Raw genomic sequence first — 12,368 nt, 5'->3', positions numbered from 1 at the left:
TTTAGAACGTGCAAAAGAAATAAATGCACGTATTTTACGTGTAATTAGTCCTCGGCTATGCTCCGCGGGCGATTCAACGGGTCCCTAAAAGATGGCCACTGCCGACGACCGGCTCGACGAGCTCGAGGCCCAGAGCATCTACATCTTCCGCGAGGCTTTCGCGCGGATGAAGCGCATGGCGCTGCTCTGGTCGCTGGGCAAGGATTCCAACGTCATGATCTGGCTGGCGAGGAAGGCGTTCCTCGGCCATGTGCCGTTCCCCGTGCTTCACGTCGACACCGGCAAGAAGTTCAAGGAAATGTATGCCTTCCGCGACCATTACGGTAAGGAATGGAACCTCGATCTGCGGGTCGATCCCTGCCCGCCGCTGGAGCAGATGGACCCGACCCTGCCGCCCGCCACCCGCTCGGCAGCGCGCAAGACCGAGGGGCTGAAGCTGGCGCTCGAGAAGTATGGCTTCGATGCGCTGGTCGCCGGCATACGCCGCGACGAGGAGGCGACCCGCGCCAAGGAGCGCGTCTTCTCTCCGCGGGGGCTCGAAGGCGACTGGAACGTGCGCGAGCAGCCCCCGGAATTCTGGGATCACTTCAACGCGACCCTGCCCGCCGGCGCGCATCTGCGCGTCCATCCGATCCTGCACTGGACCGAACTCGACATCTGGGCCTACACCAAGCGCGAGGGAATTCCCGTCATCCCGCTGTATTTCTCGAAGGACGGCAAGCGCTATCGCTCGCTCGGCGACGAGGACATCACCTTCCCGGTGAGGTCGGACGCGGCGACCATCGACGAGATCCTGATGGAACTGGCGACGACCAAGGTGCCCGAGCGTTCCGGCCGCGCCATGGACCACGAAGCCGAGGACTCCTTCGAGCGGCTTCGCGTCGCCGGCTATCTGTGAGACGGATGATGTCCGCGAACGTCATGACTCTTCCTCTTCCCGTTCCCGCCGCCGACCGCCCACTGGTGCGCATCGTCATCGTCGGCCATGTCGACCACGGCAAGTCGACGCTGATCGGCCGGCTGCTGCACGAGACCGGTGGCATCCCCGCCCAGAAGATCGAACAGCTCAAGGCGATGTCGGCCCGCCGCGGCATGCCCTTCGAATGGTCGTTCCTGCTCGACAGCCTGCAGGCCGAGCGCGACCAGGGCATCACCATCGACACCAGCCAGATCCGCTTCCAGACCCCGTCGCGCGACATCATCCTGATCGACGCGCCGGGTCACGCGGAGTTCCTGCGCAACATGATCACCGGCGCGGCGCAGGCCGATGCCGCGCTGCTGCTGATCGACGCCGCCGAGGGCGTGCGCGACCAGACCCGCCGGCATGGGTACCTGCTGCATCTGCTCGGCGTGAAGCAGGTGACGGTGGTGGTGAACAAGATGGACCGCGTCGGCTTCGACGAGGCCGCCTTCCGCGCCATCGAGAGCGAGATCACCGCCTATCTCGCCGATCTCGGCGTCCGGGCGAGCGCGGTGATCCCGATTTCCGCCCGCGAGGGCGACGGCGTCTCCGTGCGCGGAGAGCGCACACCCTGGTATGACGGCCCGACGGTGCTCGAGGCGCTCGACGGCTTCGAGCCGGCGCGGGCGCCGCAGGACCTCGCGCTGCGCCTGCCGGTGCAGGCGGTCTACAAGTTCGATGACCGCCGCATCGTCGCCGGTCGCATCGAGACCGGCAGCCTGAAGGTCGGCGAGGAGATCGTCTTCCAGCCCTCCGGCAAGACCGCGGTGGTGAAGACCATCGAGAGCTGGCCGGTACCGGCGGCCGGCAAGGAGAAGGCACTGCTGAATGCCGGCGCCGCGGCTGCCATCACGCTCGACCGCGAGATCTTCGTCGAGCGCGGCGAGATTGTCTCGACGCCCGCCTCGCGCCCGCATGCGGCACGGCGCCTGCGCGTGCGCCTGTTCTGGCTTGCCGACGAGCCGCTGGAGACCGGCACCGTGGTCATTGCCCGGCTTGCCACCTCGGAATCGCGCGCCACCGTCGCGGCGGTGCACGAGGTGGTCGATCCGGGGCACCTGTCGACCTTCGAATCCAAGAGCATCGGCCGCAACCAGGTCGGCGAGGTCGAGCTGGTGCTCTCCCGCCCCATCGCCGCCGATCCGCATGGGCTGAACCCGCGCACCGGTCGTGTGGCGCTGGAGCTCGGCGGACGCATCGCCGGCGGCGGCCTCGTCATCTCCGTGCTCGACGGAGAGGCGACGAGGGCGGAGCCACGCAACATCACGCCCGTCTCCTCCGCCATGACGGAGGAGGAGCGCGTCGGCCGCTTCGGCCATGAGGGCGCGGTGGTGTGGCTGACCGGCCTGTCGGGTTCGGGCAAGTCGACCTTGGCGCGAGCGCTTGAGCGGCGTCTGTTCCATCGCGGCGGCATGGCGACGCTGCTTGACGGCGACACGCTGCGTGCCGGGCTGAACAGCGACCTCGGCTTCTCCGACGCCGACCGGGCCGAGAACAACCGCCGCCTCGCGGAGGTGGCGAACTTCCTCAAGAACCTCGGCCACATCGTGCTGGTGGCGGCGGTGTCGCCCTCGGCGGCGGCGCGGGGCAAGGTGCGCGCCATCGTCGGCGAGCGCTTCTTCGAGGTGCATGTCGCGACCCCGCTCGACGTGTGCGAGGCGCGTGACCCGAAGGGGCTCTATGCCAAGGCGCGGGCGGGCGAGATCCGCGGCTTCACCGGGATCGATGCGCCCTACGAGGCCCCCGCCGCCCCGGAACTGGTGATCGAGAACGACAAGCTCGATCCGTCCGCCGGCGTCGACCGGCTGGAGGCGATGCTGGCGCAGGCCGGCGTGTTCCGGCGGCCCTTCTCGGCGGGCGACGACGCGGGGCTGTAGCCTCAAGGCGTCATCCCGGCCGAAGGCGAAGCCGTAGAGCCGGGATCGCTCACAATGTTTGCGCGATCCCGGATCGGCCCGTGCGGGCCGTCCGGGATGACGTCCTACCCGTTCACGCACAGATGGCGATCGGCAGGCCGTGGGCGTCGCGCTCGGGCGGGGAGGGAAAGCTGACCGCCTCGTGCCGGGCGATGCGGCCGGCGGTCCAGGCGGCGGCGCAGGCGTCGATCAGGTCGTCCTCGCCAACACGCAATTCGCGCGCCTTGAATGGCGACATCAGCTCGGGCCGGAAGCCGGCAGCCTCCAGAAGGTGCCGGCGCAGGGTGAGGCCGGGCGGGTGCGGGGCGTTCTTCACCTTCTTCGGCTGATCGAGCGCCGTCCTGCCGTTCATCGCCCAGAACGCGACCTCGGGGTGGCATTCGAAGAGGCGCGTCTGCAGCGCCGGCTGCGCCCGCAGCATCAGGTCGATCTCCACGATCTTCGGGAAGATGTGGAAGGCCTGCTTGGCGACCGCCTTGGGCGGCACGGAGGTCTCGCGCGCGACCGCGCAGGCGTGGCGATAGCGATCCTCCTCTGGCACGGAAGCATCGACGCCGGCATGCACGGCCGCACGTGAGGGAATGGAGAAGACGCTCGACTGCCGACCGCCGAGCAGCGGGCGAACCAGCCGCTCCGGCGCGCGGCCCTTCGCCTCGACGCGCTCCGGCAGGCCGATGGGCATGTCGACCGCAGCGATCTGGGGGGCGAGCGGACGCTCGAACAGCTCGGCGACGTGGGCGATGCGTTCGGCATGGGCCGAGCCGTCCGGCTCGACGATGACGGCGACCCAGCCGCCCTTGCAGCCGTCGAGGCCGGCGATGCGCACCGGCACCCTCGATTCTCGACCAGAACTGTCCATTCCGCAGATCACCTCATCCTGAGGTGCCCGGCGCAGCCGGGCCTCGAAGGATGTTCATCCGAGTGTACTCGATGCTTCATCCTTCGAGGCTCGCTTCGCTCGCACCTCAGGATGAGGTTCTACTGTGGCTTGGCCCTCAGATGATGTTGAGCTCCGCATGCGGCCGTCCCGCAGCGATGCGCTCATAGGAGAACACGTCTAGGTCGAGCGAGACCGAGCGGCCATGGACGATCCATTCGGCAATGGCGCGGCCGGCGGCGGGGGCCTGTTGCAGGCCGTGGCCGGAGAAGCCGTTCATGAAGTAGAAATTCGCCACTTCCGGGTGCGGGCCGATGACCGCGTTGTGGTCGAGCAGGTTCATCTCGTAATGCCCGGCCCAGGCGCGGATGACCTTGAGCTCCTCCATCGCCGGGATACGGTGGGCGAGCGCCGGCCAGATGCCTTCCTCGAAGATCGACCAGTCGACCTCGAAGTCCCCGTCGGCGTCCGGATCATTGTCGGCGGCCGGCGGGGCGCCGCAGATCTGATAGGCGCCTTCCGGGCGGATGTAGAAGCCGGTCGGGTCCACCAGCAGCGGCAGCTTCGGGATCTCCGTGCGGCAATGCACGACGAAGACGCAGCGCTTCTTCCCCTCCACTGGCAGCTCGATCCCCGCCATGGCGGCGAGGCGGCCGCCGCGCGGACCGGCGGCGTTGACGAGGGCGCCGCAGCCGATGCGCCGCCCGTCGGCCAGCGTGGCGCCGGTGACGCGGTCTCCCTCGCGGGCGAGCCCGACCACTTCGCCGGTGATGAAATGGGCTCCTTGCGCCTTCGCCGCCGCGCGCACGGCCTGCAGCAGCGCGTGGGCGTCGAACCAGCCCTCGCCGGAGCGACCATAGGCGCCGGCGGCGAGGTCCTCGACATTGAGCCAGGGGAATTCGCGCTTCATCGCGGCCGGGTCGAGCAGGGCGATGTCGGCGCCCTCCGCCTGCTGCACGCGGTGATTGGCCTTGAGGATCGGCAGGCCCGCCTCGCTGGCGAGTATGAGATAGCCGCCCTCGTGCCAGGCGAGGTCGACGTCGCCGAAACGCTCCCTAGCGCTCCGCAGGAACTCCAGCCCGAAGAGCGACATGCGGATGTTCTCGGGGATGGAGAATTGCTGGCGCAGCGAGGCGGCCGAGAGGGTGGTCGAAGAGTAGGTGAAGGTCGGGTCGCGCTCGACCACGGCGACGCGGCCGCGGAAAGCCGGATCGAGGGTGAGGAAATAGGCGGCGGTCGCGCCCATGATCGCCCCGCCGACGATGAGCACATCGAAAGTCTCGTCCATTCTCTTCCACCCTGAAGCGCCGCCGACAGGCGGCGCGTGACCGATTGGCAGCCCGTCCTTCAGCGGGATAGGCTCATCCTTCTTTCCTGCCAATTAGCCGAGTGAATCATGCCCACAATCGTCCGACCGCGCCGCAGCGTGCTGTTCATGCCGGGCTCGAACGCCCGTGCCGCTTCGAAGGCGCGCAGCCTGCCGACCGACGCCCTCGTGCTTGATCTCGAGGATGCGGTGGCGCCGGAGGCGAAGGCGGACGCACGCGAGCAGATCGCAGCGACGCTGAAGGAGGGCGGCTTCGGCCCGCGCGAAGTGGTGGTGCGCACCAACGCGCCCGACACGCCCTGGTTCGAGGCCGATCTCGCCTTCGTCGCGCGCGCCAGCGCGCAAGGGGGTGGGCCGGATGCGGTGCTGGTGCCGAAGATCTCCGATCCGGAGACGCTGATCGCGATCGGCCGCCGGCTCGATGCGCTCGGCGCCGCCTCCTCGCTGAGGGTGTGGGCGATGATCGAGACGCCGATGGCGGTGCTCAAGGCGCTCGACATCGCGCTCGCCTCGCGCAACCCGGTCACGCGGCTCGCCGTGCTGGTGCTCGGCACCAACGACCTTTCCAAGGAGACGGGAACGCGCATCGTGCCCGGCCGCGCGCCCATGCTCTCCTGGCTGTCGCATTGCGTGCTGGCGGCGCGGGCGGCGGGCGTCGGCATCCTCGATGCCGTGTGGAACAATTTCCGCGATCTCGACGGCTTCGCGCGGGAATGCGCGCAGGCGGCCGAGCTCGGCTTCGACGGCAAGACGCTGATCCATCCGAGCCAAATCGAGGCATGCAACGCCGCTTTCTCGCCGCCGACGGCAGAGGTGGAGGAGGCGCGGACGCTGATCGCGCTGTTCGACCGGCCGGAGAATGCCGGCAGGGGCGTGGTGCAGATCGAGGGGCGGATGGTCGAGCGCATGCATGCCGACATCGCCCGCAGAACCGTGGCGCTGGCCGACGCCATCGCCGCGCGGGGCTGAGGAGGAAAAGATCATGAAGCTCTATCGCTATCTGACCGGGCCGGACGACGTCTCCTTCTGCAAGCGCGTCTCGGCGGCGCTGAACAAGGGCTGGCAGTTGCACGGCGACCCGACGCTGACTTTCGACCCGCTGAAGGGCCGGGTGATCTGCGGCCAGGCGATCGTGAAGGAGGTCGAAGGCGAGTGGTCGGACGACGTCGTGCTGTCGGATCACTGAGGGCGGAGGGGTCGAATAGAGGCCTGTCAAAGCCAGACGGCGCCTTGATTGGAGGCTCTTTTGGAGGGGTTTTCGGCCCCTTGGAAGGGCCTCCGGCGGAGCGGGAAGGGGGCGAAAAATTTCGCTGCCGAACTACGGATTCATTGGGGTCTCGCAGGACCCAGAAAATGGGTCAGAAATGCTAACTCATTGATAGGTCAGCATTTCTTCCTAGTTATCAACAGCGTCGTCGCCTTGTCATTTTTCTGAAAAAAGGCCGTTGACAGATCCGAGGGGCTCCCCCTATAAAGCGCCCATCGACGCGGCGCCACCGCAACGGCGGGTTCGGCGCTCCTCTGAAGCTCCTCTCGACGAGATGGTCGCTCAAACGACCGGCAAGTCGCCGGACGAAGAGGTGTCGATTGCTCTAAGGGTGTAGCCCATAGAGTGAGGGGTGAAAATCCCGACGGTGGCCTTCGGGTCAGCGTAAGAGTATATAGAGAGGCTTCGGCCTTGAATGGGAGCTTCTGCTCCTTATATGGAACCTTCGGTTCCGTGGGGTGCTCGGCACCTCGGCTGTTTGACAGGTTAATAGGAAGAAAGAGAAACGTGGACGGCGGAGTCCTTGCGGACTTTCCCGAGCCTTCGGGCAAAGGAAAGTCGGATGAGGTACGGTGTCATACGTTTCTACTCAAAGAGGCCCCGATCTCTGAGAAGAGAGCGGTGAGGTCTCGACCTCGTCAGAGGTTTTGAGTGCAAGCGACGATGATTGCCGGATTAATTCTCATTCAACTTGAGAGTTTGATCCTGGCTCAGAACGAACGCTGGCGGCAGGCTTAACACATGCAAGTCGAACGCACCGCAAGGTGAGTGGCAGACGGGTGAGTAACACGTGGGGATCTGCCCAATGGTACGGAATAGCTCCGGGAAACTGGAATTAATACCGTATGTGCCCGCAAGGGGAAAGATTTATCGCCATTGGATGAACCCGCGTCGGATTAGCTAGTTGGTGTGGTAAAGGCGCACCAAGGCGACGATCCGTAGCTGGTCTGAGAGGATGATCAGCCACACTGGGACTGAGACACGGCCCAGACTCCTACGGGAGGCAGCAGTGGGGAATATTGGACAATGGGCGCAAGCCTGATCCAGCCATGCCGCGTGAGTGATGAAGGCCTTAGGGTTGTAAAGCTCTTTCGCCGACGAAGATAATGACGGTAGTCGGAGAAGAAGCCCCGGCTAACTTCGTGCCAGCAGCCGCGGTAATACGAAGGGGGCTAGCGTTGTTCGGAATCACTGGGCGTAAAGCGCACGTAGGCGGATTGTTAAGTCAGGGGTGAAAGCCTGGAGCTCAACTCCAGAACTGCCCTTGATACTGGCAATCTCGAGTCCGGAAGAGGTAAGTGGAACTGCGAGTGTAGAGGTGAAATTCGTAGATATTCGCAAGAACACCAGTGGCGAAGGCGGCTTACTGGTCCGGTACTGACGCTGAGGTGCGAAAGCGTGGGGAGCAAACAGGATTAGATACCCTGGTAGTCCACGCCGTAAACGATGGAGGCTAGCCGTTGGTGAGCATGCTCATCAGTGGCGCAGCTAACGCATTAAGCCTCCCGCCTGGGGAGTACGGTCGCAAGATTAAAACTCAAAGGAATTGACGGGGGCCCGCACAAGCGGTGGAGCATGTGGTTTAATTCGAAGCAACGCGCAGAACCTTACCAGCCTTTGACATGTCTCGGAATTGGACCAGAGATGGACCAAGCTCTTCGGAGCCGGGAACACAGGTGCTGCATGGCTGTCGTCAGCTCGTGTCGTGAGATGTTGGGTTAAGTCCCGCAACGAGCGCAACCCTCGCCCTTAGTTGCCATCATTAAGTTGGGCACTCTAGGGGGACTGCCGGTGATAAGCCGAGAGGAAGGTGGGGATGACGTCAAGTCCTCATGGCCCTTACGGGCTGGGCTACACACGTGCTACAATGGCGGTGACAGTGGGATGCGAACCCGCGAGGGTGAGCAAATCTCCAAAAGCCGTCTCAGTTCGGATTGCACTCTGCAACTCGAGTGCATGAAGTTGGAATCGCTAGTAATCGTGGATCAGCACGCCACGGTGAATACGTTCCCGGGCCTTGTACACACCGCCCGTCACACCATGGGAGTTGGCTTTACCCGAAGGCGCTGCGCTAACCCGCAAGGGAGGCAGGCGACCACGGTAGGGTCAGCGACTGGGGTGAAGTCGTAACAAGGTAGCCGTAGGGGAACCTGCGGCTGGATCACCTCCTTTCTAAGGATGTTCCCTCAGTACGCCCTTGATCTTCGGATCTTGGTACGACTATCGGAACTCTTAGATACAAGCTCACAGTCAGTGAGCATTATGCGGGACGCCGCCGTCTTCGTTTCTCTTTCTTCATGGACGAGCCCAGGCCACTGGGTCTGGTTGCTCCGTTCGCGGATCGACCGACCCGACTGTAGGCTTGGGGCCTGTAGCTCAGGTGGTTAGAGCGCACCCCTGATAAGGGTGAGGTCGGACGTTCGAGTCGTCCCAGGCCCACCACTTAACCGAGGCGACTCTGATCGCTACGCACCTTCCGGGGCCATAGCTCAGTTGGGAGAGCGCGTGCTTTGCAAGCATGAGGTCGTCGGTTCGATCCCGTCTGGCTCCACCATCACCTCAGTGATGCGTGTAGAGCTCGGTGATCTCTCGTCCATGAGAACCTGAATTCGCACATTCCGCAGGATGATCCGGGAATGAGGCGTGTTGTCTGACATCGTAAAGAAGCATTCATTCGATCAGTCGCAAGACGGATCGGAACATGGGGCCTTCGGGCATCATGGATCCGGTTGTCGGGGCCTGACCGCACCGTCGTCGAATGATATGCGAAGCAAGCTGGTCTTTAGAATAGCTTCGATGCCGTGAGATGGGTCTCTCAAAACCATCTCGCCCCCGTGGAGCGCACGAGAGGTTGCACACCTCTTGTGAGCACGTTCCATGAAGTTCTGAGTGGGGTGGGCATCGAAGATGAGAACGATCAAGTGTCTTAAGGGCATTCGGTGGATGCCTTGGCGCTGAGAGGCGATGAAGGACGTGGTACGCTGCGATAAGTCACGGGGAGCTGCGAACAAGCTTTGATCCGTGAATTTCCGAATGGGGAAACCCACCTTCGATGACTGGAACTCTGAGGTCTTGCCTCGGGGTTCCACGCCAGTGGATCCTTGGCCGCAAGGCTTTGGAATTCCAGTTATCACATGAAGGTATCAAATCCTGAATACATAGGGGTTTGAAGCGAACCCGGGGAACTGAAACATCTAAGTACCCGGAGGAAAGGACATCAACAGAGACTCCGTTAGTAGTGGCGAGCGAACGCGGATCAGGCCAGTGGTGAATGTGCGACAAGTGGAACCGGTCAGGAAAGCCGGGCCTTAGTGGGTGATAGCCCCGTACACGTAATGCAATCATTCATCCTTGAGTAAGGCGGGACACGTGAAATCCTGTCTGAACATGGGGGGACCACCCTCCAAGCCTAAGTACTCCTCAGCGACCGATAGCGAACCAGTACCGTGAGGGAAAGGTGAAAAGCACCCCGACAAGGGGAGTGAAACAGTTCCTGAAACCGGATGCCTACAAACAGTAGGAGCCCAAGGTTCGTCCTGGGTGACTGCGTACCTTTTGTATAATGGGTCAGCGACTTAGTCTGGCGAGCAAGCTTAAACCGATAGGTGTAGGCGCAGCGAAAGCGAGTCTGAACAGGGCGTTCAGTTCGTCGGATTAGACCCGAAGCCGAGTGATCTAGCCATGAGCAGGTTGAAGGTGCGGTAACACGCACTGGAGGACCGAACCGGTGCCCGTTGAAAAGGTCTCGGATGACTTGTGGCTAGGGGTGAAAGGCCAATCAAACTCGGAAATAGCTGGTTCTCCGCGAAAACTATTTAGGTAGTGCCTCGCGTGAATACTCCAGGGGGTAGAGCACTGGATGGGCTAGGGGGATTTACCATCTTACCAAACCTAACCAAACTCCGAATACCTGGAAGTACTGCGCGGGAGACAGACGGCGGGTGCTAACGTCCGTCGTCGAGAGGGAAACAACCCTGACCTACAGCTAAGGCCCCCAAGTCGTGGCTAAGTGTGAAAGGATGTGAGAGTCCGAAAACAACCAGGAGGTTGGCTTAGAAGCAGCCATCCTTTAAAGAAAGCGTAACAGCTCACTGGTCTAGGATTCTTGCGCCGAAAATGTAACGGGGCTCAAGCCACGCGCCGAAGCTTAGGGTTTGCCTTCGGGCAAGCGGTAGCGGAGCGTTCCGTAAGCCTGCGAAGGAGGACCCGTGAGGGCCTCTGGAGGTATCGGAAGTGCGAATGCTGACATGAGTAACGACAAACAGTGTGAGAGACACTGTCGCCGAAAGTCCAAGGGTTCCTGCGTAAAGCTAATCTGCGCAGGGTTAGCCGGCCCCTAAGGCGAGGCCGAAAGGCGTAGTCGATGGGAATCAGGTGAATATTCCTGAGCCTGTGGGTAGTGACGAATCCCGTGTGTTGTCAGACGAATTGGTTCTGTTCTGGCTTCGAAGGGGTTCCAGGAAATAGCTCCCACTTATAGACCGTACCCGAAACCGACACAGGTGGACTGGTAGAGTATACCAAGGCGCTTGAGAGAACTATGCTGAAGGAACTCGGCAATTTACCTCCGTAACTTCGGGATAAGGAGGCCTTCCACTTGGGCAACCAGGTGGGAGGGGCACAGACCAGGGGGTGGCAACTGTTTAGCAAAAACACAGGGCTCTGCGAAATCGCAAGATGACGTATAGGGTCTGACGCCTGCCCGGTGCCGGAAGGTTAAGAGGAGAGGTGCAAGCTTTGAATCGAAGCCCCGGTAAACGGCGGCCGTAACTATAACGGTCCTAAGGTAGCGAAATTCCTTGTCGGGTAAGTTCCGACCTGCACGAATGGCGTAATGACTTCCCCGCTGTCTCCAGCATAGACTCAGTGAAATTGAATTCCCCGTGAAGATGCGGGGTTCCTGCGGTCAGACGGAAAGACCCCGTGCACCTTTACTGCAACTTTGCACTGGCATTCGTGTCGGTATGTGTAGGATAGGTGGTAGACTTTGAAGCGAGGGCGCCAGCTCTCGTGGAGTCACCCTTGAAATACCACCCTTATAGATATGGATGTCTAACCGCGACCCGTTATCCGGGTCCGAGACATTGCATGGTGGGCAGTTTGACTGGGGCGGTCGCCTCCCAAAGAGTAACGGAGGCGCGCGATGGTGGGCTCAGAGCGGTCGGAAATCGCTCGTCGAGTGCAATGGCATAAGCCCGCCTGACTGTGAGACTGACAAGTCGAGCAGAGTCGAAAGACGGCCATAGTGATCCGGTGGTCCCACGTGGACGGGCCATCGCTCAACGAATAAAAGGTACGCCGGGGATAACAGGCTGATGATGCCCAAGAGTCCATATCGACGGCATCGTTTGGCACCTCGATGTCGGCTCATCACATCCTGGGGCTGGAGCAGGTCCCAAGGGTTCGGCTGTTCGCCGATTAAAGTGGTACGTGAGCTGGGTTCAGAACGTCGTGAGACAGTTCGGTCCCTATCTGCCGTGGGTGTAGGAATATTGAGAGGATTTGTCCCTAGTACGAGAGGACCGGGATGAACGTACCTCTGGTGGAGCTGTTGTGGCGCCAGCCGCAGTGCAGCGTAGCTATGTACGGACGGGATAACCGCTGAAAGCATCTAAGCGGGAAACCCACCTCAAAACGAGTATTCCCTTGAGAACCGTGGAAGACGACCACGTTGATAGGCCGGGTGTGTAAGTGTGGTGACACATTGAGCTTACCGGTACTAATCGTTCGATTGGCTTGATCGTTCTCATCCTCGATGTCCACAAATGTGGAATGGATGAAGCTAGACCAAAGATCTGCTTGCTTCGCGAAAATGCTGTCCTTTGCCGGCCTGGTGGCCATTGCGAGGAGCCTGAACCCGATCCCATCCCGAACTCGGCCGTTAAACTCCTCAGCGCCGATGGTACTATGTCTTAAGACCTGGGAGAGTAGGTCGCTGCCAGGCCTGCCAAGGACAGCATTTGCTTCTATACGATGACTAGAAACGAAAACGCCGCTTCGGGCTGACGCTCGAGGCGGCG

General features: G+C 62.1%; 6 protein-coding genes, 2 tRNA genes and 3 rRNA genes. 9 read left to right on the top strand and 2 right to left on the bottom strand.

The genetic code is table 11. The annotated features are described in order from the left end of the window. Nucleotides 1-91 precede the first annotated feature (91 nt). Nucleotides 92-898, top strand: coding sequence for a sulfate adenylyltransferase subunit CysD (gene cysD, locus SNOV_RS16300; protein ID WP_013168055.1), 807 nt, complete (start codon nucleotides 92-94; stop codon nucleotides 896-898). A gap of 23 nt (nucleotides 899-921) precedes the next feature. Beyond that, nucleotides 922-2,838 (top strand): adenylyl-sulfate kinase, encoded by a 1,917-nt coding sequence (gene cysC, locus SNOV_RS16295; RefSeq protein WP_081441041.1) that lies wholly within the window; start codon nucleotides 922-924, stop codon nucleotides 2,836-2,838. A 112-nt stretch (nucleotides 2,839-2,950) separates the two neighbouring features. On the opposite strand, the gene SNOV_RS16290 is transcribed toward cysC, so the two are convergent. Together SNOV_RS16290 and SNOV_RS16285 are read right to left on the bottom strand one after the other, a co-directional pair. Then, nucleotides 2,951-3,736 (bottom strand): DUF429 domain-containing protein, encoded by a 786-nt coding sequence (locus tag SNOV_RS16290; RefSeq protein ID WP_144296012.1) that lies wholly within the window; start codon nucleotides 3,734-3,736, stop codon nucleotides 2,951-2,953. Nucleotides 3,737-3,872: 136 nt separating this feature from the next. Next, nucleotides 3,873-5,042 carry an NAD(P)/FAD-dependent oxidoreductase gene (locus SNOV_RS16285; protein WP_013168052.1) on the bottom strand — a complete coding sequence of 390 codons (1,170 nt, stop codon included), beginning with the start codon at nucleotides 5,040-5,042 and terminating at the stop codon, nucleotides 3,873-3,875. A gap of 108 nt (nucleotides 5,043-5,150) precedes the next feature. Here SNOV_RS16285 and SNOV_RS16280 point away from each other — a divergent pair, with 108 nt between their 5' ends. From SNOV_RS16280 to rrf, 7 genes are all read left to right on the top strand, one after another. Then, complete coding sequence (locus SNOV_RS16280) at nucleotides 5,151-6,050, top strand: HpcH/HpaI aldolase/citrate lyase family protein (RefSeq protein WP_013168051.1); 900 nt, start codon at nucleotides 5,151-5,153, stop codon at nucleotides 6,048-6,050. A 13-nt stretch (nucleotides 6,051-6,063) separates the two neighbouring features. Beyond that, the gene (locus SNOV_RS16275) at nucleotides 6,064-6,267 is read left to right on the top strand and encodes a DUF1737 domain-containing protein (protein ID WP_013168050.1); all 204 of its coding nucleotides are present in this window, start codon (nucleotides 6,064-6,066) and stop codon (nucleotides 6,265-6,267) included. Nucleotides 6,268-7,035: 768 nt separating this feature from the next. Further along, nucleotides 7,036-8,520, top strand: a 16S ribosomal RNA gene (locus SNOV_RS16270). Between the two features lie 193 nt (nucleotides 8,521-8,713). Continuing rightward, a tRNA-Ile gene (locus SNOV_RS16265) sits at nucleotides 8,714-8,790 on the top strand. A 36-nt stretch (nucleotides 8,791-8,826) separates the two neighbouring features. Further along, a tRNA-Ala gene (locus tag SNOV_RS16260) sits at nucleotides 8,827-8,902 on the top strand. A 361-nt stretch (nucleotides 8,903-9,263) separates the two neighbouring features. Beyond that, nucleotides 9,264-12,092, top strand: a 23S ribosomal RNA gene (locus SNOV_RS16255). 85 nt (nucleotides 12,093-12,177) lie between these two features. Continuing rightward, nucleotides 12,178-12,292: ribosomal RNA gene (rrf, locus tag SNOV_RS16250) — 5S ribosomal RNA — on the top strand. The 16S, 23S and 5S rRNA genes sit together here with 2 tRNA genes alongside, the layout of an rRNA operon. The last annotated feature ends 76 nt before the right edge of the window (nucleotides 12,293-12,368 follow it).

The organism is Ancylobacter novellus DSM 506 (assembly GCF_000092925.1).
Lineage (GTDB): Bacteria > Pseudomonadota > Alphaproteobacteria > Rhizobiales > Xanthobacteraceae > Ancylobacter > Ancylobacter novellus.
Note: the sequence above shows the minus strand (reverse complement) of the source record. Positions and strands in the feature narration are given on the sequence as shown.